Origin of the sequence: Alteromonas mediterranea DE, from assembly GCF_000020585.3 — a bacterium.
In the GTDB taxonomy this organism is placed as follows: domain Bacteria; phylum Pseudomonadota; class Gammaproteobacteria; order Enterobacterales; family Alteromonadaceae; genus Alteromonas; species Alteromonas mediterranea.
In genome coordinates this window covers 1,165,112-1,190,727 of sequence record NC_011138.3, presented here as the reverse complement: position 1 = coordinate 1,190,727, position 25,616 = coordinate 1,165,112, and the positions used below count along the sequence as shown (strand labels likewise).

General features: G+C 42.3%; 22 protein-coding genes and 1 pseudogene. 3 read left to right on the top strand and 20 right to left on the bottom strand.

From position 1 onward, the window contains the following. Positions 1 to 24 precede the first annotated feature (24 nt). The 7 genes from fliG to MADE_RS05420 all read right to left on the bottom strand — a co-directional run bounded on the left by fliG (position 25) and on the right by MADE_RS05420 (position 8,464). On the bottom strand, positions 25 to 1,065 hold the full coding sequence (gene fliG / locus MADE_RS05450; protein ID WP_012517665.1) for a flagellar motor switch protein FliG: 1,041 nt from the start codon (positions 1,063 to 1,065) through the stop codon (positions 25 to 27). A 12-nt stretch (positions 1,066 to 1,077) separates the two neighbouring features. Next, on the bottom strand, positions 1,078 to 2,772 hold the full coding sequence (gene fliF, locus MADE_RS05445) for a flagellar basal-body MS-ring/collar protein FliF (protein WP_012517664.1): 1,695 nt from the start codon (positions 2,770 to 2,772) through the stop codon (positions 1,078 to 1,080). Positions 2,773 to 2,784: 12 nt separating this feature from the next. Beyond that, positions 2,785 to 3,120 (bottom strand): flagellar hook-basal body complex protein FliE, encoded by a 336-nt coding sequence (gene fliE / locus MADE_RS05440; RefSeq protein ID WP_012517663.1) that lies wholly within the window; start codon positions 3,118 to 3,120, stop codon positions 2,785 to 2,787. Between the two features lie 245 nt (positions 3,121 to 3,365). Beyond that, complete coding sequence (locus tag MADE_RS05435; protein WP_012517662.1) at positions 3,366 to 4,703, bottom strand: sigma-54-dependent transcriptional regulator; 1,338 nt, start codon at positions 4,701 to 4,703, stop codon at positions 3,366 to 3,368. Positions 4,704 to 4,719: 16 nt separating this feature from the next. Next, complete coding sequence (locus tag MADE_RS05430) at positions 4,720 to 5,862, bottom strand: sensor histidine kinase (protein ID WP_012517661.1); 1,143 nt, start codon at positions 5,860 to 5,862, stop codon at positions 4,720 to 4,722. Positions 5,863 to 5,998: 136 nt separating this feature from the next. Next, positions 5,999 to 7,462, bottom strand: a complete 1,464-nt coding sequence (locus MADE_RS05425; protein ID WP_012517660.1) for a sigma-54 dependent transcriptional regulator — start codon at positions 7,460 to 7,462, stop codon at positions 5,999 to 6,001. A 204-nt stretch (positions 7,463 to 7,666) separates the two neighbouring features. Continuing rightward, the gene (locus MADE_RS05420; protein ID WP_012517659.1) at positions 7,667 to 8,464 is read right to left on the bottom strand and encodes a flagellin; all 798 of its coding nucleotides are present in this window, start codon (positions 8,462 to 8,464) and stop codon (positions 7,667 to 7,669) included. A 226-nt stretch (positions 8,465 to 8,690) separates the two neighbouring features. Between MADE_RS05420 and pseB the strand changes: the two genes are divergently transcribed. The 3 genes from pseB to pseF all read left to right on the top strand — a co-directional run bounded on the left by pseB (position 8,691) and on the right by pseF (position 11,631). Further along, the gene (gene pseB, locus MADE_RS05415; protein ID WP_012517658.1) at positions 8,691 to 9,689 is read left to right on the top strand and encodes a UDP-N-acetylglucosamine 4,6-dehydratase (inverting); all 999 of its coding nucleotides are present in this window, start codon (positions 8,691 to 8,693) and stop codon (positions 9,687 to 9,689) included. Beyond that, positions 9,689 to 10,858, top strand: a complete 1,170-nt coding sequence (gene pseC, locus MADE_RS05410) for a UDP-4-amino-4,6-dideoxy-N-acetyl-beta-L-altrosamine transaminase (protein WP_012517657.1) — start codon at positions 9,689 to 9,691, stop codon at positions 10,856 to 10,858. The genes pseB and pseC overlap by 1 nt, the downstream gene beginning before the upstream one ends. Positions 10,859 to 10,926: 68 nt before the next feature. Next, positions 10,927 to 11,631: a pseudaminic acid cytidylyltransferase gene (gene pseF, locus MADE_RS05405; protein WP_012517656.1), complete on the top strand. Its 705-nt coding sequence runs from the start codon at positions 10,927 to 10,929 to the stop codon at positions 11,629 to 11,631. Between the two features lie 793 nt (positions 11,632 to 12,424). On the opposite strand, the gene MADE_RS05400 is transcribed toward pseF, so the two are convergent. From MADE_RS05400 to fliS, 13 genes and pseudogenes are all read right to left on the bottom strand, one after another. Continuing rightward, entirely contained in the window at positions 12,425 to 13,069 is a 645-nt protein-coding gene (locus MADE_RS05400) for a formyltransferase family protein (protein WP_012517655.1), read from the bottom strand. 179 nt (positions 13,070 to 13,248) lie between these two features. Beyond that, positions 13,249 to 14,108 (bottom strand): annotated as a pseudogene (locus MADE_RS20845) (integrase core domain-containing protein); the annotation flags it as partial. Positions 14,109 to 14,248: 140 nt separating this feature from the next. Continuing rightward, entirely contained in the window at positions 14,249 to 14,380 is a 132-nt protein-coding gene (tnpB, locus tag MADE_RS21165; RefSeq protein ID WP_080663259.1) for an IS66 family insertion sequence element accessory protein TnpB, read from the bottom strand. 75 nt (positions 14,381 to 14,455) lie between these two features. Next, positions 14,456 to 15,525 (bottom strand): IS3-like element ISAma2 family transposase gene (locus tag MADE_RS05395; protein WP_088123849.1). Its coding sequence is split into 2 segments (ribosomal slippage): positions 14,456 to 15,273 and positions 15,273 to 15,525, totalling 1,071 coding nucleotides; the frame shifts between segments, so codons are not numbered across the junction. Positions 15,526 to 15,573: 48 nt separating this feature from the next. Beyond that, positions 15,574 to 15,726, bottom strand: coding sequence for an IS66 family insertion sequence element accessory protein TnpB (gene tnpB / locus MADE_RS21160; RefSeq protein WP_417871231.1), 153 nt, complete (start codon positions 15,724 to 15,726; stop codon positions 15,574 to 15,576). Positions 15,727 to 16,061: 335 nt separating this feature from the next. Beyond that, positions 16,062 to 17,696, bottom strand: a complete 1,635-nt coding sequence (locus MADE_RS05380) for an IS1634 family transposase (RefSeq protein ID WP_012516695.1) — start codon at positions 17,694 to 17,696, stop codon at positions 16,062 to 16,064. A gap of 468 nt (positions 17,697 to 18,164) precedes the next feature. Beyond that, entirely contained in the window at positions 18,165 to 19,208 is a 1,044-nt protein-coding gene (locus tag MADE_RS05375; RefSeq protein ID WP_012517650.1) for an IS110 family RNA-guided transposase, read from the bottom strand. 218 nt (positions 19,209 to 19,426) lie between these two features. Beyond that, complete coding sequence (gene pseI / locus MADE_RS05370; RefSeq protein WP_012517649.1) at positions 19,427 to 20,470, bottom strand: pseudaminic acid synthase; 1,044 nt, start codon at positions 20,468 to 20,470, stop codon at positions 19,427 to 19,429. Between the two features lie 655 nt (positions 20,471 to 21,125). Next, positions 21,126 to 21,794, bottom strand: a complete 669-nt coding sequence (locus MADE_RS05360) for a formyl transferase (RefSeq protein WP_012517646.1) — start codon at positions 21,792 to 21,794, stop codon at positions 21,126 to 21,128. After that, the gene (locus MADE_RS05355) at positions 21,791 to 22,453 is read right to left on the bottom strand and encodes a PIG-L deacetylase family protein (protein ID WP_012517645.1); all 663 of its coding nucleotides are present in this window, start codon (positions 22,451 to 22,453) and stop codon (positions 21,791 to 21,793) included. The genes MADE_RS05360 and MADE_RS05355 overlap by 4 nt, the downstream gene beginning before the upstream one ends. A gap of 302 nt (positions 22,454 to 22,755) precedes the next feature. Beyond that, complete coding sequence (locus MADE_RS05350) at positions 22,756 to 24,858, bottom strand: motility associated factor glycosyltransferase family protein (protein ID WP_012517644.1); 2,103 nt, start codon at positions 24,856 to 24,858, stop codon at positions 22,756 to 22,758. Between the two features lie 11 nt (positions 24,859 to 24,869). Then, positions 24,870 to 25,166 (bottom strand): hypothetical protein, encoded by a 297-nt coding sequence (locus MADE_RS05345; protein ID WP_012517643.1) that lies wholly within the window; start codon positions 25,164 to 25,166, stop codon positions 24,870 to 24,872. Next, positions 25,159 to 25,587 carry a flagellar export chaperone FliS gene (fliS, locus tag MADE_RS05340; protein WP_023559551.1) on the bottom strand — a complete coding sequence of 143 codons (429 nt, stop codon included), beginning with the start codon at positions 25,585 to 25,587 and terminating at the stop codon, positions 25,159 to 25,161. The genes MADE_RS05345 and fliS overlap by 8 nt, the downstream gene beginning before the upstream one ends. Positions 25,588 to 25,616: the final 29 nt, after the last annotated feature.

Here is a 25,616-nt window from a genome sequence, read left to right as displayed (position 1 = left end):
TTGAAAGACATTCCTATGAAAGGCTTACAGGAACTCTTCACCACCACCGCCACCGAGCATGATTTCACCTGAGTCAGAAAGTCGACGAGCAACGGACAGAATTTCTTTTTGCGCGGTCTCCACTTCACTGATTCGCACAGGACCAAGGGCTTCCAGATCATCGCCAAGCATTTCAGCAGCGCGTTTTGACATGTTGCGCATAATTTTATCTTTAAGCTCTTCGTCAGCCCCTTTAATGGCTTTAAGCAGCGCATCTTGCTGAACTTCGCGCAATATTGCCTGAATACCTTTGTCGTCCACATCGACTAAGTTGTCGAATACGAACATAAGATCTTGAATTTGCTGACTCATTTCTTCGTCTTGCTCGCGAATGGCGTCCATCAGCTGACCTTCTATTGCGGTATCTAGATAGTTCATGATGTTCGCTGCAGACTTCAGGCCGCCCATTTTGGCTGCTTGCGTACCCGCTTGACCAGCAAACTGTTTCTCCATAATTTCGTTTAGCTCTTGAAGCGCAGCAGGCTGTACTTCTTCTAAATTCGCAATACGCATTAACAAATCAAGTCGAACTTTTTCAGGGAACTGCGCCAAGATTTCGGCACTTTGCTCTGGCTCTAAATACGACATGACAATGGTTTGAATCTGCGGGTGTTCGTTTCGAATAATGCTGGCAACTTGTTTAGAGTCCATCCATTTCAGTGAATCTAGACCTTTTGCGCCACTGCCCATTAGGATCTGATCGATAAGGTTTGCCGCCTTATCTTCACCTAACGCCGCAGTTAGCGCTCGCTTAACAAAGTCTTGGCTCTGGAAGCCAATAGTGCTGTAGTTCTGAATCTCTTCAATGAAGTGTTTGTGAACTGACGTGATTTTGGTTTGCGTCATATCGTCCACTTTCGCCATTTCAGAACCCAGCTTCTGCACTTGTTTCGGTTCAAGGTGCTTTAATATCTGCGCCGCGTCTTCTTCAGATAAGCTTAGTAGTAATATGGCAGCTTTCTCTACGCCTTCTAATTTACTGACGTCGTATGACGGTTCTTCAACATTGGCAAGTTCTTCAGCCATAATCTTATCTCACTACTCGTCTTGCATTAACCAGCCCTTCACTACTTGGGCTGATAATTCTGGTTCATTGGCCACTAGGGCGCGTACGGCTTTAAGTACATCTTCGTCTTTGTGCAAGTCAGGCAGCATAAGTGAGCCATCTGGCGCAAAGCCAACCTGTCCTTCGTCAAAGTCAGACGTTAACATGCTAATTGTGTCATCGCCTAAGTCTAAGCCTTCATCGGCATCAAACTCATCGGCCTCATTAGTCTCATCTGGGTTGATAAGACGGCGCAGCATAGGTCGAATCACAAAAATGATAAGCACGATTATAACCAAGCCACCAATAACTAACTTAAGAATTGGCAGAAAACCGGGTTGCTCCCACAGTGGTGCGTCTTCAATCTCGCCGGTATCCATTCGCGTGAAGGGTACACTTACCACTTCTAACGAGTCGCCTCGGGTCACGTCAAAACCAATACCGCCTTGTAGAAGTCTTCGAATATTTAAGATTTCTTCTTGTTTACGCGGTGTAGGAGTCATTGCCCCGTCTTCGCCTGCTACCTGAGTATAGTCAACCGCTACAGAGACGCTAAGCCTTCTTATAACGCCCGTTTGCTTTTTAGTATGGCTAATGGTGGTATCAAGTTCGTAGTTGCGCGTTGACTCTTTTGCCGTGCGTCCAGGCATAGTTTGTTGACTACCGCCCACGGCGTTTTCTGGGATATTAGAATCCAGCGGAGGTTGATTTGATAATGCGCCAGGAATACCGCCAACACCGCCTCCTACGCTGTTTTCCTCTACAATCATCTCGCTTCGAACAGCCGGAAGGTCTGGGTTGTAGCTACGCTGGGTTTGTTCAATCGCAGTGAAATCCATCGCAACATCGGCTTGCGCCGTGTAGTTCCCAATACCCAGTACGGGTATTAATATAGCATCAATTTTTTCTAAGTACTCTTGCTCGCGCTGGCGCTCAATTTCGTATTCTTTTCTAGCACGAGCGCTCATCGAGTCTTGTGAGCCGGAATTTAGCAAGCGGCCGTTACTGTCGGTCACCGTCACCTTAGACGGCTCCATGTTTTGAACCGCTGATGCCACGATATCAACAACCGCATCAGCTTCTTCACCGGCGATTACTGCGCCACGCTTTGCGGTTAGCACCACAGTGGCTGACGCTTTTTTCTCTCTGCGTGCAAACACGTTTTCTTTGGGCGTGGCGAGCAATACCCGCGCTTTTTGGATACTGGCAATATCTTCAATTGTCGCGGCGATTTGCTGCTCTCGGGCATGTTTAAGGCGCTCCATCTCTACCCGCTGGCTTACCCCAAAGCCCATGTCCTGCATGATAATGTCTGTGCCCGCATCAGAACTATTGGTTAATCCCTGACGGGTCATACCTAACCGAATATTTTGGAACTCATCGCTTCTCACATAAACCGTATTGCCTTCAAGCTTATATTCAATTTGATTCGCATCCATGTAATCAAGCGTCTCTATAAGCTCTTGAGTTTCCATTTTCGCGAGTGGACGATAATCAGGCTCTTGTGACCAAATCAGAATAAAAATAGCGATAGCCACACAAATAACGAGGACGACGACGAGCGCCATTTGACGCATCATGTCAGCGCTGCCTAGGGTGTCCATAAAGCCAGATTTATTCTCTGGCTCGTTGTCCACCGCTTGATTTTGGTCAGGAACCGTTAGGTTTGTACCTGTTGCTTCAGCCATAACCTACTCCACCTACACCGGCATGTTCATTATTGTTTTATAGGCTTCAAGTACTTTATTTCGTACCTGAACAGTTGCCTCAAAGGCAATGCCCGATTTTTCTTTAGTTAACATAACCTGCGCCAAACTTAGACTAGGGTCACCCATCTCAAAACGTTGCTGCACATCTTTTGACTCTAGCTGCATATTATTCACGCCATCAACCGCATTTTTTAGCATGGTCGAGAAGTCACTTGCAGAGGTATTGATCTCATTAAGCGATTGCTGTTGAGGTTCATTAACTTGAAGACGAGTTTGCCCGATCATATTTTGCATTTCTTGATACAAACTGTTGGCTTTAACGTCCATAACCACTCCTAGTGTTTCTTCATTTACCGGCAATGCGGCGGCGAATAGCGAATATATAAGAGTGATTTAGCAAAGGGCTTGCCAACTTTAAAAACCATTTAATTTCAAAAGCTTAACAATAATTTTTGGCGTACAGCCAAATTAATGACGTTGTACCACATAGGAGCAACAAAAAACCGCCGCCTTTTTAGTAGCAAAGGCGACGGGTAGGTTTGAGGGGAAGCAAGGGGTTACAGTATTTAACGTTATGCAGGTACTTCGATGCCGTCTTCACGCATTCGAGCAAGTTTATAACGCAACGTACGAGGGCTAATACCCAGCTTTTCAGCGACATCTTTACGCTTGCCGTTGCACGACACCAGTGTATCGAGAATAATTTGATGCTCTTGGTAACGCAGCTCTGAGCCTAGTCTGTTTTCGTCAGCCTGCTCTTGTACAGCTTCAACGGGCGCTGAGATATCTTCGTCAATCATGAGATCACTGGCGTCTATTTCGTTATTTTCACAAAGGATAAGCGCGCGTTGTACCACGTTTTCTAATTCGCGCACATTACCCGGCCAGCCGTACTGCGACAACTTGTTACGGGCAGCAGCACTCAGCCTTATTGAACCTAACCCTTGTGAACTGGCGTGGCGCTGCACAAGGTGTTCAGCAAGAGGAACAATATCGCCGGGGCGCTCACTTAAGGGTCGCCATTCAATTGGAAACACATTTAAGCGGTAATATAAGTCTTCTCTGAACTCACCTGCCTCTACCGCTTTTTTCAAATCTCTATTGCTTGTAGCGATAACGCGCACGTTTAGCTTAACCGTTTTGCGACCGCCAAGCCTTTCCACCTCACGCTCTTGCAGTACGCGAAGTAGTTTCGCCTGTAACGCCAGATCCATCTCGGTAATTTCATCGAGTAAAAGCGTACCGTCTTGGGCTTGTTCAAACTTACCCGGGCAAGCCTGAATAGCGCCGGTAAACGCCCCTTTTTCATAACCAAATAGCGTCGCCTCCAACATATTTTCTGGAATGGCAGCACAATTAATGGCCACAAAAGGCGCATCGCTGCGCGGTGACTGGTCGTGTATATAGCGGGATAACACTTCTTTACCTGAACCGCTAGGCCCCATCACCATTACCGTCGCTTCAGACTTGGCGACTTTTCGAGAGAGTTCAAGCAGCTTCAAGCTAGAGGGGTCTGCGACGATTGGCGTGCGAGATTCGATTTTTTGTGCTGGTGCGTAGCGCCCTACAAGGTTTAGCAGCACTTCTGGTGCGAATGGCTTAGATAAATAATCAGTCGCACCGTCGCGCATTGCTTGCACCGCATCGTTAACAGTGGCGTAAGCGGTCATTAACAATACTGGCATATTCGGATATTTTGCTTTAATACTCTTAAGAAGCGTAAGGCCGCTCATTTCACCCATTTGGATATCGCTAACAACCAAGTCTATCGCTTGCATTGATAACATCATTAGCGCTTGTTCAGCACAGTCGGCTTCAACCACGTTGTAGTTGCCGAGTAAAAGCGTGTCTAAGAGTGCTTCGCGCAACCCCGCGTCATCTTCAACAATTAAGATAGTAGTTTTAGACATGATCCTCTCCTATGGCTTACGCAACATGGGTCAATGTATGTGATGATTGAGTACTCGCTTTGCATGGCAAAGAAACGCTAAAGCAAGCGCCGCCTTCAGGTGTATTAAATACACTAAGGGTACCGTTGTGCGCATTGACGACCGACTTAACCACCGCCAAACCAAGGCCGGTGCCGTTGTTTTTTGTGGTGAAAAATGGCTCAAATATTTTGTGTTTGAGGCCTTCAGGTACGCCTGGGCCTTTATCAGTTACAGCGATATTTAAACGATTTCCAGAGACCGAAGCGTCAACAGCCACAAGCTCACCTTTTGGTGTTACTTGGCTGGCGTTGTGAATAAGGTTTAATAGCGCACCTTGAAGTGCAGTAAGGTTGCCGGTTATCGACACCTCTTGTTCAAAACCAGAAAACCCTAATGTTTGATGTGCTTGCACTATCATGGTTTGGGCACTGCCTTCAATTGAAGTAAACAACTCTCCCAAGCTAATTTGGCTGACAACTTGTTCTTCCCCTGACTTAGCGAAAAGCAGCATGTCGTTAACCTGACTCTCTAGCTCTTTAAGCCTGTCAGTTAGCTTGTTTGCAAATTGAGTTTGTGCTTCTTGCCCTAAGCCTTTGCGCGTTAAATTAGACGCATAGAGCATGGCCGCAGAAAGAGGCGTACGAATTTGGTGAGCAAGGGATGCCACCATTTTTCCCAAAGAGGACAGACGCTGCATATGACTCACGCGTGCTTGCAGCTGTCGCGTTTCGGTTAAGTCGGTAATAACAATTAATTGCCCAGGCTCATTTTCTAATGGCGTGATAGAAAGCTTCACTCGGCGACCGTCAACAAGTGAAACTTCGTGGCCATCGTCAGCGCGGGGCTTGAATGAGCGCGTGATAATACTTCGCCACACTTCCTCTTCAAGCGGTTCACCTAACAGTGCTTTCGCTTGTTCATTGGCTTGGCGTACGATCCCTTTGCCGTCTATAACAATAACGCCCGCAGGCATTACCTGAAGTAAGTGTTCAAGTCGACTCGCCTGCAACCGTAAAGACGAAATATCGTCACTGCTTGAAGGGTCGTATTCATCACGAGATATCGCATTATCAATACTATCTAACGCATAGCTTGATGCTGAGTACTCAGTTGATTGGGGTGTGCTGTCAAAAGCCATATTGCCCTCGTCAAATTGCAGACGCTGTTAAACTATGGCTTAGATAAAGCAGAAGATGTGCCAATTCATCATTGGCTTATTTATCAATTAGATAGAGAAGAATTTAAAAGAAAAGCGTAACGTCAATTACCTGACATTACGCTTCTTCAGTGCGCTGAATATCGTATTTCCGCATTTTCTCAACAAGCGTTGTTCTACGCATTCCGAGTTTGTCGGCAGCTCGAGCCACCACCCAATCTTGATTGTCTAACGCTTGTCGAATGAGATTTACTTCCAACTCAGAAAGGTACTCTTTGAGATTAACCCCTTCCTCAGGTAAAGATGAAGAAACCATTCCGTTGAAACCCTCGTGGTTTTGCTCGTTAAGGTCTTCTTCTGGCTCTTGCGCGGCCGCTTCAGCAAAGAGTGCATTGAATGCTTCACGCTCAAGAATTTCTTCTGGATAATCAGGCTCGTACGCCTGAACATCACCGTACTGATACTTTTCGGGTAAATCAGCAATATCAACAATTTGCCCAGGGTAAAGAATGGTTAATCGCTCAACTAAATTTGAAAGTTCGCGAACGTTCCCCGCCCATTCGTGCTCCATTAACGAGGCAACCGCTTGCTCGGTAAAGCGCACACCTTCCACCCCATCGCCTTGGATACGACTATTTAGCTCTTGGAGTAGTAAGGGGATATCGTCTTTTCTTTGTCTAAGTGCAGGACTGTCGATTGGGAATACGTTGAGTCGGTAATACAAGTCCTCACGGAACTTGTCTTCACTGATCATGGTTTCCAAATTGCGGTGCGTCGCAGCTATAATGCGTACGTTGCATTGAAGGGGCTTATTCCCACCTACCCGTTCAAACATACGTTCTTGCAACACACGTAATAACTTAACCTGCATTTGAAGGGGCATATCACCGATTTCATCAAGGAATAATGTGCCGCCTTCGGCTAGCTCGAAGCGCCCTTTACGCGCGCTGATGGCGCCAGTAAAGGCGCCTTTTTCATGACCAAACAGCTCGCTTTCTAGCAGCTCGCCTGGGATAGCGCCGCAGTTTACCGGAATGAACGGACCGTCTTTACGTTCAGATAAAAAGTGAACATTACGTGCAACCACCTCTTTACCCGTACCAGACTCACCTAAAATCAATACGGTAGCGTCGGTCGGTGCGACTTGCTCAACTAAGCGCCGCACAATTTGGATTTGCTCACTTTTGCCAACAAGGCTTCTGAACAATCGGGTTTTCGTGCCTGCCGCACGAGATAAACCGGGTTTGCGTCTAGAGTACTCTTGGCAGCGATGTATAGCCTGCGTTAAAACTGGGTAAGTTAATGGTGTTGCGATAACACTAACCAGGTTACAGCTTGCAGATGCCTGTGTATTACTCTCAACTAAAGCGACGAACGGTATGTGTGGAAACTTTTCTACCAGATTACTTACTGCAGTGGGCGAGCGGTACTCGATAAGCACGGCGTCTGCACCACTTTCATGGAGGTATCGCTCGCATTCACTGAAGCCTCGTGACTGGCACGACTCTCCCATGAAGGTAACGATAGTTTCCAAGTTTTGAATAAGTTCCTGATTATCACTAACCAGCAATATGTCCTTCATCTATTCCCCAATGACGCTTTGTTATTATTTATAGTGTAGCGCATAAGCAAATTGTAACGGTAAAAGATAACTCTGCAACCAATGTTTGCGGAAATATAGCAATAAAAAAAGCAGGTTACCCTGCTTCTTTTGGTTAATTTGTAGAAAATTTTAGGGTAAGCAACATTGCGGACTCACCGTTTAACGCTGAGAAAAAACAATCTATCAACTTAGTAATGCTAACGCTTGACCTTCCTGTATGTTTGCCTGAGCTTGTACAGTAAGTGCTGCTTGCGAGCGAATATTATTAATAACGCTTTGAGAAGTAGCCTGTGCGAAGTCTAAATCCTGTATTCTACCGCGAGATTCTGCTGCATCTATATCGCCTTGAGTTAAAACCCTTGCCACGCTCTCAAAGCGATTCTGTGTCGCACCAAGCTCGCTTCGAGCGCTTCCAATAAACTCCAAGGCTTGGTCTGCCGCACTTAGTGCATCATTCACACTAGTACCGGAAGTAATATTGATATTAAGAATACCATCAATTTCAGAAGCTACATTCTGTGTATCCACGCTAATAGATTGATTCGCTCCCACGCCAGCTTGAAAACTTATTGAATCATCTTCTGATAGAAGTGGCCTTCCTGCAAAATTCGTTTGCTCTATGGTCTGAGAAATATTTTTCTGCAGCTGTGTAATTTCCGATTGAATCGCATCGCGATCTGCTGCACTCAGAATACCGTTACCAGACTGGACAGTTAGCTCTCTTATTCTTTCAACGTCTGAATTAATATTACTCAGCCCACTCTCTGCAGTTTGGGTAAAAGAAATACCATCAAACACATTGGTAATTGCTTGGCGCTTTCCCTCAACCTCAGAGGTTAAGCGTTCTATAATCTGTTGAGCTGAGGCACCATCGATAGCGTTATTTACCTTTTTACCCGACGCTAACTTTTCAAATAGTGATTCTTGTTTTTCTTGAATTTGACCTAATAACGACGAGGAACCAACGTTGTTTATTTGCATAAGGCTATCCTCCAGAATTTTACTGTGTAAACTATAACACAATACTGCTTATAATCTATTCAATTGTGCTGTCACCTATCCCTCCAATAAGGCTTTTCTCTTACTAAAATAGGCAAATGTTACAACTTTATAAACTTCAATTTTGATTTAAAAACTAATGATTTATGGCAATGCAGTCGACTCATGATATATTTATTGTCATAGGTGTTAAAATAGTGACATATATATGTTCGATGGCAAATCAATACTGATTACTGGTGGAACAGGTTCGTTCGGCCACAAATATACCGAAACACTTTTAGCTAAGTACAAACCGAAACGTTTGATTATATATTCTCGTGATGAATTAAAACAATTTGAAATGCAACAAAAGTTTAACTCTAACTGCATGCGTTATTTTGTTGGTGATGTTAGGGATAGGGATCGCCTAACGAGAGCTATGCAAGGTGTTGATTTTGTAATACATGCTGCTGCTATGAAGCAGGTTCCGGCTGCCGAATATAATCCTACCGAATGTATTCGAACCAACATAGATGGTGCAGAAAACGTTATTAACGCCGCAATCGACAATAATGTAAGCAAGGTGATTGCATTATCTACAGACAAAGCTGCTAACCCTGTCAATCTTTACGGTGCGACTAAATTAGCTTCTGACAAACTTTTTGTCGCAGCCAATAATATGGTGGGGGCGAGGAAACCCAGGTTTTCGGTGGTTCGATACGGTAACGTAGTTGGGTCAAGAGGATCCGTTGTACCCTTTTTCAGAAGCTTAATAGGGGAAGGCACTGATCATATACCTATTACACATCAGAATATGACGAGATTTTGGATAACACTTCAACAAGGGGTGGATTTCGTCTTAAAGAACTTTGAGCGTATGCTCGGCGGCGAAATTTTCGTTCCAAAGATTCCGTCTATCCGAATTACAGATTTAGCAAAAGCCATGGCACCAGAAATTCCGGTTAAAATTGTAGGTGTTCGTCCAGGTGAGAAACTTCACGAGATGATGTGCCCAGGTGATATGGCATTCCATACGTTTGAATATGAAGACCATTATGTCATTGCACCAGCAATAAAGTTTTTTAATAGAAGTAATGATTTTAAGACTAACGCTCTCGGAGAAAAAGGAAATGCAGTGATTGAAGGTTTTGAATACGTTTCAGACACAAACCCACATTTCCTTACGGTAGATGAAATCTCTTCGTTTGATCGGGAAGAGAAGTAATGATTCCTTATGGCAAACAGCATATAGATGATGAAGACATCAAAGCAGTTGTTGAAACACTAAAATCTGATTGGCTTACGCAAGGCCCAACAGTTCCTATGTTCGAACAAGCGATGTCCGAATACTGCGGTGCGAAATATGCTGTCGCGGTTAATAGCGCTACGTCAGCGTTACATTTGGCTTGCCTGGCACTATCGGTGGGAGAAGGGGATCGAGTTTGGACATCTCCCAACTCGTTTGTAGCCTCTTCAAACTGCGCTCTTTACTGCAATGCTATCGTTGATTTTGTAGACATTGATATTGAAACCGGCAACATGTGTATCACTGCGTTAGAAAGCAAGTTGAGAAAGGCAAAAAAGACAAACACTTTACCAAAAGTCGTCATTCCCGTGCATTTTGCAGGGCAATCGTGTGACATGGAGAGTATAGCGACTCTTGCTTCCCATTATGGGTTTCGAATTATAGAAGATGCATCTCATGCCGTGGGAGCAAAATACGATAGCAGCTTTGTAGGTAGTTGCGAATATTCCGACATATGCGTTTTTAGTTTTCATCCAGTAAAAATTATAACCACTATGGAAGGTGGAATGGCAATGACAAATAATCCAGCACTAGCCGAATCAATGCGGATGGGCAGAAGCCATGGCGTAACCAATACAGAACAGTCAATGACGGAACCTTCTCATGGGCCTTGGTATTACCAGCAAATAAGTCTCGGATATAACTACCGAATGAACGATATTGAAGGAGCGCTGGGTATTAGCCAAGTAAAAAAACTCTCTGAATTTATAGGTAAACGTAATGCCATAGCTAAAAATTACGATGAGCTTTTCAAGTCTTGCCCGAAAATTTATCCACTAATAGTCAACAACCGGAGCTACTCAAGCTATCATCTTTATGTAATTCGTGTAACTAATTTGAATTTTGTGAAAAAAAAGGAACTGATTGAATCCCTTAGAAACGAGGGAATACTTGCGCACGTACACTACATTCCTATTCATACTCAACCATATTACAAAGCTTTAGGGTTTAAATGTGGGGATTTACCAAGCGCAGAGCTATATTATCAACAGGCAATTACGTTGCCTATTTTTCCTAGTTTAAAACCTTCACAAGTTAAATTTGTCGCCAATAAAGTAAAGACATTATTAGACGAACTTGAAAAGTAACTTCTTCAACTTTTTTCTATTTGTAAATGCGAGCGTATCACAATCTTTAACCAAAAGAGCCAACTTTTATGAACATAGCAATAATACCGGCTAGAGGCGGTAGCAAACGCATTCCAAGGAAAAATGCTCTCAGCTTTTGCGGCGAGCCAATTATTTCTTACTCCATAAAAGCAGCATTGGAAACTGACGTTATTGAAAAAGTTATTGTATCCACTGATGACTTTGAGATTGCGGAAATTGCCACTGAATTGGGAGCAGAGGTGCCTTTTATTCGAAATAAAGCACTTGCTGACGATATGACAGGAACAACCGAGGTAATTCGTGATGCGATCACTAAATATATAGCTCTTGGGAATGAGGTTGAAAATTGCTTATGTCTTTATGCGACCGCTCCTTTTGTCACGCGCGATATTATCGAAAAAGCTTTTGCACTGTTTCAACAAGGTAAACCTGATTACTTATTTACTGCAAATCAATTTTCGTTTCCAATCCAAAGAGCCTTACTTGAAAATGAGGATGGTAAAATTCGCGTATTTGATCCGGAAAATATCGATAAGCGCTCCCAAGATTTACCGCATACCTTCCATGACGCGGGTCAGCTTTATATTGCTCACACTTCTACGTGGCTTGATTCTTCGAAAGAAATCTTTTCGGAAAACTCGCAGATGTTTAAGCTTCCTTCATATATCGTTCAGGACATTGATACGCCCGAAGATTGGAAGCGAGCAGAGGTTATGTATAAAGTACTGAAAGAGATGAGCCATTTTAAATAAAAGGTTTAGTCAACCTGAAGATTATTTAAAAATTGAACTGGGCACCTCTGAACTTGAGACCAAGAGAGTGCTTCGGTTACAAACAGCCTGAAGTCGTCTTTAACAAATTACTCGATGCAACCTAATTTAGCGAGTGGTGCACTTCGGACTTGAATTCGCGTTTAATGGTCCTGAACCACCAAACATTACCAAAACATTTCTAACTGACGTTATTTTACCTCGTCTATTTAATGTTTTTTCTGTAATTCAAGAAAGCTATCGTCTATAAAGCACATCCTTGCACCAGCTAAAACGTGCTTATTATGATTAACACAAATTGAGAACTCTTGAGCCGTTCGATTAAATGTTAGATTATCGAGCATATATGCAGCAAATGATTCATGACGCCTTATTATTTATTGTTACTAACTGGTAACGATGTTGTCTAACGTGCTTTTCCCAATACAGGTCAACTCCATCATGGTCAATTAGTACAATAGCTTCATCTTTTTGAAATTGAAACAAAAGCAAAATAAACTCATTGCTATCATAAATACTTTTGCACCTAACCAGCTTTTGTAGCCAGTCTTATTTTAAATACCGTCTAGTTCTGCTCTGTGTGTGACTTTCCTGAATGGAGCTTAACGCCATACTCTAGTAGCCAGTTCTAATCATAATTATCATGGGCTCCGCAAAATAATGCGCTTTACACCCATGCAGCATTACGTATTTGTCAAAACGAGCGTTCTATATGTGTGACCTAATTCAATTACACTCAATGCATCTGCTCTGACATATAAATCAAAAAAGTGACTCATTTTTGTTTATTAATTAAGATTGTATATCTACTACCGCGGTAATCAATAAATGCAGGGAAGTTTTCATTATCAACAGTTCTTAGTAAATCAAATTGCTGAGCGATAGATTGGTTGACATCTAGTTCACTATCTTCAGGTGTTCTTCGCTTGTAGTATGAAGCTTCACCTTTCTGGGGTTGAGCAACTAAAGTGTCATAAGATACGATAAATTCCAAACACAGTGCTATAGTGTACTCACCCTGAATGCTTCGCCATTCATCGTAAAGTTCATCACCATTTAAGTACATCTGTTTTTGTAGCCAGATTTTCCCACCATCTATTTTATCTGTAGCATCAATTAAGGATATTGGAATAGTGTTAACCCCATTGATAATCTGCCATGCCATAGGTGCAAACCCTCTACCCTGCGGCAGTGCGCTTTCGTGAACAACTAAGTTATATTTACTTTTAGATAAGTTCTCAGTTGAAACAATTTGTGTACAGCCCAATAAAAAAGTCACATCAGCATAATCCAAATCATTATGAGATCTCACAAGCCTTACCTTTAGATTTAACTCTTTTAATTTATTATAGAGAATTGTCGCATGTTGTAATATCCATGACTGATTATCAACTAGAATATTTACACTAGAAAAATACATAAACCACCATAAAAATTGAAGTACATAAGACTACCGAATTCATATAATAAATGCATCGCTCTTGGTTAAATGGTGAGAAGAGAGCACCTGCCTGTTGGTAGTACTCTGTAATCGCCAAAAAACAAGAGTAGTTACAATTTTAATCCTTCCATTTTAACTAGCATCGATTCCAAAAATAATCACGCTGCCTTTAAAATAGTGGCTGGCGGCACACCGCCAATCACCGAGTTAGGCCTTTCCTTATTGTACGTAGATAACCATTTTGTAGCTATCGATTGTGCATCAATTGAAACGAATTCATGCATATCTAACCATTCATGCCTTGCCGTCCGATTAAACCTTTCTACATATGATATGCATTCTGCATAGGTTTACCCGGATGGATATACAATAACGAGGTTCGCTGATAATTTGCCCACTCAACTAATTGGTTTGAAACGTATTCTGGACCATTATTACATCGGATCGCTGCTGCTTTTCCTCGCCATTCAATTGTCCGCACCAACGACTGGATAACGCGGGCACTTGGCATCGATAAGTCTAACATCTATCGCGAGTCCTTCGCGGTTATGATCGTCAATGACATTGACCATACTTGATTAGGTTTTATCGGTACACTCAGTGTGTCAGGCTTATCTCGTATGAGCCTTTTTCTTGGCTTGATACGAAGGTTCAGCTCAAGTTCTTTATAGATGCGATACACACATTCGTGATTACACCTGAAGTCTTTCGCGTAGCACAAGCATAAAAAGCACAGCCCAAAACCGCACCGTTTATGGGTAGTGGGCAGTTAGCCGTAATAACCAATCGGCAATAAGCGCATTTTCGCTCGACAGCGTTGCCACATACCGATGGCAACTTTGAATTATTTCCACGCAATCCCTGGCCAGACGAGCACTGAACTGACGCTGCTTGACTAACTCCATTGCCATCTCGTGCTTTTGGAATGACCTTAGAACTTTCCCTCGATGATTTCCTAGCGAATATACGCTTTGATACGTTCTTCAGCATACATCTTTTCAAGTTTCGATGGGTCAGATAAGCTTTCGATATCACTATTTATAACGTTATTATCATGCAAAAAGGCACTAATTACCCGAAATTATTGATAACGTCTCATGAACGATAATCGCTACTTATGATCACAGGTTATAAGCCTGATGCCCTATAGAGCAACGACTAATGGCCTATGACATCGTAGCACGATAACAGCCACTGCAGTTGCTGTTCACTCATATGCATTTGCTGTAATTCCGCATCGACAGACCACTTAAACCGCTGCTTCTCGAGGCGTTCATACCAGAGTGCAATGCCTGTTTTATCCCAGTAGAGTTGTCCACTTCCCCATTAATGACACAACTCTAAGTTAGAGTTTTCCAGTTTTTCTCAGTAAGCTGCCGGAGGCAGATTTCCGAGACTTTCATGAGTTCTCTCTTCGTTATAATCTAGTCGCCAGAACCAAGACATTTCTCTCACCTGGCCGATATTCTCAAACAAGTAGGCATCGAGAAACTCTCTGCGGAATGAACCATTAAAGCGTTCTACAAAGCCATTTTGCTGTGGCTTGCCTGGCTGAATATATAACAGTTCAATATTATGGTTCTGACACCAATCTGTTAGCGTCGCTGAAATTAGCTCGGGGCCATTATCCATGCGCAGTTGCTTAGGCAATCCGCGTTCAGTTTTAAGCTGTTCTAATACGCGTACTACGCGGCCAGCAGGTAATGAGGTGTCTACTTCAATGGCTAAGCATTCCCGTGTTCCTTCATCCACCACATTTAATGTTCTGAACCGCTTACCGCAGTATAAAGTGTCATGCATAAAGTCCAACGCCCATTGGTAGTTCGCTTGCTCCAAGACTTCCAGCGGCTGTGCTATTCGTTTAGGGAGCACACGTTTGGTTCTGCGCCTTAAATTCAATCCCATTTGACAATACACGCGATAAACGCGCTTATGGTTGAACGGAAAGCCTTTGAAACGCATTCGGCCAAAGCACTTCCAGAAGCCTGCTCGTGGCGACTTATCAAGCACAGCATTGATAGCATCAATGACAGCAGCATCTGCTTTGCGCCAGTCTCGTTCGGGGCGGTAGAAGGTCGAACGGCTAATACCAACAAATAGGCAAGCCTTTACGATACTCAGCCCCGCATCAACTAGTATGCTGGCGCACTCTCGCTTCTCTGCTGTCACCAACCCTTTTTTGCGACAAGCTCCTTAATCGCATTATCTTCTAGGCTAACGTCAGCGAACATCTTCTTTAGCTTGGCATTTTCTTCTTCAAGCTCTTTCAGTCTTTTAACGTCAGACGCTTCCATGCCACCGTATTTGGACTTCCAGTTGTAATAAGTGGCACTGCTAATACCGTGTTGGCGGCACACTTCTTCAACTTTTCTACCAGCATCGACTTCTTTTAAGACTCCGATGATCTGAGATTCTGTATAGCGTGATTTTTTCATAGTCGTCTCCTGCATTAATAATTACAGAAAACTCTAATTTTGTCTGTCTCAGTTTACGGGAAGTGGACAGAGTATTTTGACCTTATCGCGCTTTTTATTGCAAAACACGAACAGTGCATCGCGAAACGAATTAAGGCTCATATTCTGCTCAACAACGACAATTAAACCGTTAATCGATTTGCGAAAGTCGACTATAGCCATGTATAAATAAATGTCGGCAGGCTCAACAAACATCTTCATTCGGCCAATGCTTTCATTACGTTACCAACACAGTGAGGGTTAAAATTGGTTGGCATGCTAAGTTGCACGTTTCCTAATTTCAGGAGGAGGTCGCAACCCATTTAATCAGTGTACGACTCAACTTTCGTGACTTCACGTTTCACATGAACGACCTTGCGGCTTGTTCGTTGCAGCCGAAGATCACGACGTCTGGTGTAGTAAGTTTGACCATTAATCTTCTACTGGCGACAAGAATCCACCGCAGTGAGGCCACTTTATTTTTGTTGCTCAAATAGACCCGACATTCCGCATCAAATTCAGGAATAAATCTCTTGGTATAATGTGCCAAGTACATCAATGATCACCTGCTGGCGCTCCTGTTTGTCTGTGATTACGGGGGGAGAGTCACCAATGCTGACTTCGTGGATCCCACTAAAACACAGAAATACCCATCGTGCCGTTGGCTTCTGGGACGGTTTCTTTTTCATGTCAGGGAAGTATTGTTGTCTTTCTTTTAATGACGTTCGGATCCGGTGTTCAAGGGCGGCGTATATCATCAGACTGCACGTCATCACCATGAGCAGCGCTTCAATCCTTTCCGGTTTCTTTAGAAACAGTGAGGATGTCAAAAATTCCGGACTTTTGAGAAAACGAAATCCCCGCTCAACATGTTGCTGGGATTTGTAGGTATCTAACAATGTCTGCATACTGAGTTCCCCGCTACAATCATTGGTTGCGAGGATAAACATCCCGGTTTGCGCCTGAGCTATTCCAACTTTATCCAAACAGGTGGCTATCAGCCCATCGAGTTGGTATTCATAGTATGCTGGCTGTTGTCCTTTTTTGGGGCGACCTTTACCTAAGAACACGGGGTGGGCTATACAGTCAAACTCACTGATGCGGGTTGTTTTTAACGTCTTGCTAAAGACTTTCATTGCCGTCTCGGCATCGGTCTGGCAGGCAAAGCGTTGCTTACACAATTTAATAAATTGCTTGTGCTCTTTTTCACTGCTTTTAAGTAAATTGCGGGCCAGCGTCTGCTGCTCCCGTTTAGTCGCCTGCTCACTGCGCAGAATCAACCATTTCTGTTTCACTCCGGCATAGTCTGCATCCACCCAACAACCGTGGTAACCGTTACCCATGGCAGTGAGACTGGCTTCCGTCACGTTGCTTACGTGCTGCCTGGCGTCTTTGATGGTCATGGGGACTCGTGAGATAAACAATTGGTTCTGTGTTGCCAGGGCAGTGATAGATTCTTCGGTATAAAGCGCCGCATCGGCAACAAAATATCGGCATTGTTGTGCGGCCTTTAAACACTGAATATGGTGACGGGTGACTTCTGCAAAAGCTTTCTGGTCATTCGTATTGCCACTTAAAGCCTGCATATAGACAGGGATACCGGCTTGATTTTCACAAATCAGCTCCAGTATCACCTGGTTTAATTCTGGCCGGTGGTCCCGGCTGTAACCTTTAACCAGCTCAATGCGTTTAGTCTCGCTATCTTGTTCATCAACAGCGTATTCACCATCGACATGAAAACTGGTGATATCCAGGTGCACAGCGTTACTGGCTAACCCCAGCGTGTCGACCACTCGCTCAGCCATGACTTGATATAGCGACGACACGTCTGCTTCATAGAGGGCATCAAGACACCGACCAAGTACATCATCATTTAGGTGCTTGGCCTGTACACCCGGACCAATCAGGCGTTCAGTGGGTTTGTCAGCGAAAAAATCTGCAAACATGTGTAGGGTGCGACTGTGAAAACCCAAACCATTGAGAAGCATGGCGACAAAGGCTTCTCCATGAGTCACCTTATGCTCATTGTTTTTTGGGATAACCGCATCAATCATCTTAGCGATACCAAGCTCCCGACACATACCGGATACTAAACCAAGATGGTCCATGCGTTTGATAGTTAACCCTGATAGGGAGGAAGTAGAAATAGCCATTTTGCTGCACCCAAAGATGAGTAATAGATCAAAATGGGGGATCGGTGTCAAGAAAAATAAATCAGTTAATTAGGTGCGGAATGACGGATAGACTGATACAGTCTCGTATATCTCATCGTTGAAATCGCTGCATGATTATTCTCCTTAGCAAAAAAGAGCACCATGCCGTAGCTAATGTATAAATTGAATGTGGGGATTACCGGACGTGTATGGACTCCTCCTCTTTTGCAAGTAATTTGTTCGATAACTCTGGGTATGATTGCCAACGTGTATCCGGTTTCTCAATGATGCATTTTCATTTACTGCATCGAACCTCTATGGGCTATTCGCACACTTGCTCCTTAGCGCTCACACGAGCTTAAAGGCTCTTCGTCCGGGTAAGGTTTTTCAAGTGTCGGTCTTACCTGTTAGCCATCTCACATTTTACTTTGCAACTGGGATGAAAACTTTTCGTATTTTTTAATTCGTTTAAACTTGAGTGCTTGCTATTAACTCTGGATCATAACTTTCGTTTGTATTCACCATAGCCCAAGCTGCACGCGCTGTTTTGTTTGCTAACGCAACAGTTACCGTATTAACGTGCTTGTATGCGCAAAGCTTTTCAATCCATTTACTTAAATTATCATCATGTCGATGAGCATGCCGGATGACTGACCGTGCACCATGAACAAGTAGTTTTCTTAAGTAACCATCGCCTCGCTTACTGATACCTAGTAACCTAGGCTTGCCACCGGTACTGTGCTGTCTCGGTGTTAAACCAATAGAAGCAGCAAAATCCCTACCTTTACGGTATCCTTTCGCATCACCAATAGCGCAAGACAATGCGCTGGCACACAGGATACCAATACCCCGTAACTGAAGTAGCGAACTTGCCACAGGGTCATTTTTGACTTCTTTCTCAATAAGCGTGTCGAGCGTATCGACTCGCTCTTGGAGTTGCCTTAAGTCATCAAACAAATCACGTAGCAACAAGCGAAAAAGCGCCGACAAACCATTTTCCGCATCTTCCAACCAAAGGGGGATGGCTTCTCTCAGTTTGTTGATACCCATTGGCGCAACTAGCCCATATTCGCTTACCATTCCTCGTATTTGATTTGCTTTGGATGCTTTTTGAACCATCAACTTGTCCCTGATACGGTGTATAGATTGTATGTCTTGTTGCTTACTTGATTTCACACTTACAAAGCGCATGTTCGGACGACTCATAGCGTCACATATTGCCTCTGCATCAATCGCATCATTTTTATTACTTTTCACGTAAGGCTTAACAAATTGCGCATGAATGATTTTGACTTTAAAACCCCGTTTTTGTAATTCTCGCCCCCAATAGTGAGATGAACCACAGGCTTCCATTGCAATTTCAGTCCCTTTAGGGACCCTGTCCTCAATAGCATCCAACCACTTTGTTCGACAGTATTTTCTTTTCCACTGCCGTTCACCAAACCTATCTACCGCGTGCACATGAAAAACGGCTTTTGCAATATCAACACCGACTCGAGTAATCTTACCCATGGGCTTCTCCTAATTTGAATGCTGGTAACTCACCATCACCATATTGACCAAAAAAAGGACAACAATTCAAGTTGAGGAGGAGTCCATCCCATTGCTCACTTTCATAGCAAGAGGAAGCATATCATTCGCTTCACTCTGTAAGCCCACTTATTAAAAATAGCTAGAATAAATTAATAGAAACAAAGACTACGGAAGAATTATTTCTGACATATAGCCACTTACATTTTTGAAACATTTTTTAAAGTCACAGCTTCTCCAGGATGGACATCCTTGGTCACTTCCCTTCCTAAAATACTATCAAAGTATTTCGGTGGAAGACCATATCCAGGCCGAATTCGTCTTATATCATTTCTACTAATTGACTGACCTTTTTTAAGACTATTGACAAAATACAGCGAGCGACGAAAAACCATATTTTGAGCCTCTGAATGTGCCCTTTTGAATCCGAAAGAACCTTTTGCAGTCCATGCCTCGTTGCACTCAATCACTAAGCTTTGTAGTTCTTCTACTGAAAGTGAAAAACTTGAATCGGGTCCGCAATCATTTGTATCTAATTTGAAGTGCTTTTCGACTGCGACAGCTCCCATGCCAATAGCTGTCAATGCAGCAATATTGTTTGTTGTATGGTCTGACAAGCCAACCTCTACTCCAAATTTTTCTCTTAACCAATTGAGATTTCTTAAATTTGAATCTTCCGTTACCGCTGGATAGCTGCTTATGCAGTGAAATAAAAGTAATTCGCAGTCCCCATTCGCCCTAACACTAGTTACTGCCTCTTCTATTTCGGTTTGTGATGCCATACCTGTAGACATCAAAATTGGCTTATTTTTACTGGCGATATATTTAACGAGCGGTAAATCAACAATTTCAAAAGATGCAATTTTATAAGCAGGTGTGTTGAGCGACTCGAGAAGGTCTACGGCAGTTTCGTCGAATGGCGTAGAAAAAATAGTGACACCACAATTTTTTGCATGATTGAATAATTCCTCATGCCATTCGTAAGGCGTGTAAGCTTCTGTATAAAGCTCGTAAAGACTGCGACCGGCCCACAAGCCATCCTTGACGATAAAATCATCTTGCAGACTATCTAAAGTCATTGTATCAGGAGTATATGTTTGTATTTTAATAGCTGAAACTCCTACTTCAGCAGCCTTGGTAATAGATTCTTTTGCCCTAGACAGGTCGCCACCATGATTCGCCGATAACTCAGCAATTATATAAGGCTTGTGAGCTTCATTTATATTCGTTTGATCTATTTTCATACTTAAAACCTCAAACTTATTTGTATAGGAGACAACCCTAAGTCCTCCAAAATATCTATCGCTTTCTTATTTGAGTACGCTACATTTATGTAAAAATAATCAGGCACCATAGAGGCTATTGAATTTTGCGGGGTAAAATTACGTTTGATGAAATCTAAACAAGCGGTTAATACTGCTCGACTCGGACTGTATATATTCAAACCGATTGAATTATCTTTTTTTATGTAAAATGAGCCAAGGTGCTCTGGTCCGTCACTGACTATGTACCAATGCAGGTAAGGATTTTTCTTTACAAAATCACAATGTTCTTCGTAGCTCGGAAGGTTTGTATGACTAATTTTATACTCTCTTCGCTCAAGCAATTCATATAACCTCCTAGTCTGATCTGAAGTAGCGATTACGCGTTCGAAATGGTATTTCATAGAATTATTTAATTTTTAGCCAATTTTTTTACTCTCAAAACTTAGCGAATACGTTAAGCGTTTTTTTTGCAAAGCATTAACAAATCCCAAGCTTCCCCAAAATGTACGAACAATTTCATAGGTTTTAGTGACAAACTTCACTATCTCATTGCAAAATCTCAGCGCAAAACTAACTAGCACCCTTAGTATTTGATTATTGAGCTTGTAATAAGAACTTTCACTTGTATTGTTTTTTACCTTTCCTTTGCTAAAATTCTAGCCTCGCAAATTAGCTCACCGTTTTCTTTCTTGACATTTGAGAATTCGATATTGACCTTTTTAAATGACAAATAAGCACTTGGATAACTTGAGTCATCCAACATTCTTATCGCGTTGTAAAACTCACCGATATTAGCTTCGCAACTGATTTTATTATCTTCATAACCTAATCGCTTAAATGTCTCAGCCTCTCCACTTTGCTCAATTGGAGTTGGAAGATGATTAATTAGCTGAAAGATTAATTTATTTACGACACTATTTAAATTAGCAAGTATTTCGGACAATGTCCCCTTTAAACTTATTTCTTCTTTATCGTAGATCGGGCCATCATCGATTCCACCAGCCATTTTTAGTGCACAAACAGGCGAGCTCGTGAAACCGCGCTTTATTAAGTTTTGGATTGGACTGCCGCCACGTCCGTAAGGGAGAGGCGCAACATGAAAAACGATGCACGTGAATTTAGTGAATATTTGTTTCTCAACCAGCCAATTCCAATGTGGAAAAAAAATGAGCTCTGGTTGGAAGTTAGTCAAAACGTCTAAACTCAAATCAGACTTTGTCTCAATATTGAGAACATCGTGGATTGCTGAAATCTCAGGTCTTAGCTCAAACCAAGTTTTAGAATTACAGATTACAATTCTCATCGCTCAATTCTTCTCACGACTTCAAATGCTTCTGCAAACTCTAACCCAACCTGATTTCCTCGGATTCTTGTTAAATTTTTGATAGATTGAACCGATCTGCTGTGGGGATATTGCCTCATCTCAGCGCAATAGGCTGCCAATGCTTCAACTTTTTTATGCCATTCGTTGGTAATATCGATGTATAAATTAGGAGAAAATCTGCCTGTAATTGCTTCACAACCATAGTCCGTTGCAGATGCCACTTCAAATAATCTCAACTCTTTACAAATTTCATTTGGTTGAGGCCTAAAAGCAGTTAACACAGCATTAGCAACAACTCTATGATCTACATTCAAATCCGCACCGCTATGTGTGTAAACAATCGTAGGCCCGACTTCTTGTTTGGCTTTCTCGATTACTTTCACAATTTCAATCAGGGGGTAAGAATCCATTGCATTATCATTAAAATTGTAACAATCGCCCCACTCAAAACCCAAAATTTTGCTTGCCAGCTTAGCAGCCTGCTTCCTGTTCTCGACATCAAAAGAAGCTTGGCCGTATCTTGAACCAACTCCATTGGTCATCGACATTACTACAACACTATCACCTTGTTCGGTGTGTTTAAAGATTGTTCCTGCCATTGAAATTGCTTCATCATCTGGATGTGCAATAACTATCAAGACAACTTCCTTCATTATTTTACTCGGCTTTTTTCGAGCTTTATTGTAACGCTCGTTTAGTAAGTTACTTTAAAAATTTTTTGATTACCTAATGAGATAACAAGGTATAGACTGCATTGATACTACATAGACATCAGATTCAACTTTAGCTCTTGTTTGATTAACTCTTTCGGTTGAACAAATTCAAAGGACCTTTGAGAATTCACTTAAGCTTTGACGCAAATTGCTCCAGCAAACATAAGGGTAATTATATAGTCTGAGCATCGTGGGTCCAACATATTCAGATAGTGCTATATGACGACTTAAATTTTTAGCATTGCTGCTTTTTCAAGAGAATGTTCACAACGCTTTTGCCAGGATCTTCTAAAGTCGGATTTCATTGCTAGTATGTACCGATTCCATACACCCAGTGCGTTTGCAAAGGTATCGAGAGTTTTTTCTTCATCATTATACAAATACAACAGACTAATAAGAGGACAATGAAAATACATCATGCTTCCCTTTATAACATGGTATAGATGCCCAAACTTCCGTCCTTTGTACGCAAAGACAACACGTGCTTGAGCCTTAAGCATATCAGAGGCCTCTTTTCTCGTACTATAAGGTCTGTTGCATATTTCGATTAAATAATCACATAGAGATTCAAACTCATCTAAACCAACTAATTTTGATGGCTTAGTAACTTCAAATTTCTGGAAAAATTCAGATTTAATTTTTTCTACAACATCTTCCTTTTCAAACACTTTCGGGGTGCGAAGAACGTCTTCGCTTTTTAGCGGTATTGCTCTTTTTACTTTTGCACCACTTCCCACATTATAAAACTGTGTATTAGCTGCAACTTTAACAAGCAACTCCATTTGTTGGTGTGCCTGTGCCATTAACGAAGTTGCTTTTACCGTCCCCTCAAAATTACCATCCAACTCGTAAACAGCGCCCTTGGTATCAACGTTGAAAGCCGCGTGACGGTCCCTCTCATTGTATATGCTATGTTCCGAGTGTGTTTTTCCGCTCGTTGGGTATCCATTATCAACACCGAACATATATACCTCACCGAAACCAAGAGATGCAGCAAAGGAAAGCGCCGTATTCGCAACTAATGGGCCAGGATGAGGAATTGCTGGAAGCACTTTTCTATAATTCGTGAAATAATCATATTGGCAAAGCAGAGAAGACGCTTCTGGCCCTTTTAATGCGAGCCCCGACCAATTATAAAGAAGAGGAACTTCCGGATACATCACGTCTACGCTTAGCAGGTTTATCTTCCCAAGAACATCAGGATTTAAGGTTTGCAATAAATAGTCGTAAGTTGTTTTCGGTCTTTCTACAAGCACGTGAAAATCAGGTGTAACCCCTAACTTTAGAAGTGAATTTAACGCAGTTCCAGCAGCAAAGATAACAACCTGGTGTTGATTGTCTCGAATAACATCAATAGCTTCATCTAAAGAGGGCCCGTTTGCGACTACATAAGCTGTTAGGCTTTTAAGCTTCTCGGTGCAATTTCTATTTGGTAAAAAAACTGGACACTTATGCTCGTTGAAATTTTCTAAACCGTGCGCTAAGCCTGTTATTGCATCGTTATAAAAACCATATCCGGCTTGAAGATGACTAAAATCATCGAAAAAACGTTTTATTAAAGAGTTTATTTCAGCGCCGGGAGTGTGCTGATAGCAAAAACTGCTTATCAATGAAGAATTGCCAACGCTTTGAACCACGCTAGTTAATTCATCAAAAAAAGTGTCATAGCTGATACCAACCTTAAGAAATAAGCAGCCGCTTTTCGCATCGGAATCTAGAAATATTTTTTCCCAATCGATGCAAAAAAGACTAGCGTAAAAAACTTCAAAATCGGGTTCACAAACAAATACATAATCAAATGAAAACCTTTCCATGATAGTTTTAAGCGGATAGCCTAAACCAAGACCAAACATCATGCATGTGGGGTAATGGGGTGGCAGTGAGGAAAGTTTATCTTCGCTACGTAGGTCTGCATTCACGAACGTCTGTGCAAGCTCAACCATATAGCGGAAGTGAAGCCTGTCGTCGATACCGGCCCCCTTTGGAACTTCCTTATATATCTCTGAGCGCCCAAAAAAAGCAGATTGAGTATAATGTTCAACCTGCGCTTCGCACTGTGCAATAGGCTCGTCTCCATACAATGGTACAGGACTATCCTTTGGAATAAAATTGCCTGCGCCAGACTTAGCAGCAAAAACTTTAAAATCGTCTCTTGGTTCAAAATTTTTTATTTCTTTGCAGAGTGCGGGAAAATACTTTTCAAACGCCAATAAATTTTTTTTAAATCTTGTATCTGACTCTTTTTCGAAGGCCAGCTGAAGCTTTTGATTTTGCAACGCCGATTCTATCTTGGCCTCCAAGTTTTTCAGCGTTAATTGTATATCGTCCATTCGGATTATCTCTAATATTGCTTTCTTTTGTTAACCGCACTTGCATTGTTTAATGGAGCGATCATGTCAATTAATTTTTCTTTACGCTCTTCCATTTTACCGTCGACATCACATAGCCACTCAGCTAATTCTTTCAAAAAATCTATTTGATTCTTGTTTAACGAAAAAAGAGTTTCCTCATCCAGACTTCTTATATTGAGCTCTATAAGCTTTAACTCGTCGTTTGCTTCGTCATACTTTTCATCAGCAATATACTCTACCAGCGTTTGCGATGACGAATAAATGCGGTCATAAGCGTCTTTATCCACTTACAGCAGTCTTATTCTGCATTTGATTGAAGGCTGATTGACGGTCACGCTCAGGTATTTGATCCCACGCCACTTTAATATCAGATAGCAATTCTACCACTTCTTCGATTTTTGCTATGTCGTTATTTATGCTTGATTCAAGCAATGAATCTGACATGTAAACATACAGGGATTCTAAATTAGATGAAAGTTCGCCGCCAACATTGTGGTTCAAAGAAAGTCGGAGAGAGTCAATAATTGAGGTTGCCTTCGCTATAAATTTGCTCTTATTCTCTAAATCGTTATTTTGTATATTGATCTTCGCTATTTTCATCGACTCCAGCGCACCTTCCATTAGCATTTGTGTAACTTCAAAAGGATCTGCGCTTGCAAGACGTGTTTTCAACGCCTCACGTTGATAATGCTTAATTTTACCGTTCATATTAATCTCACTTTATACAAAAAAACAAG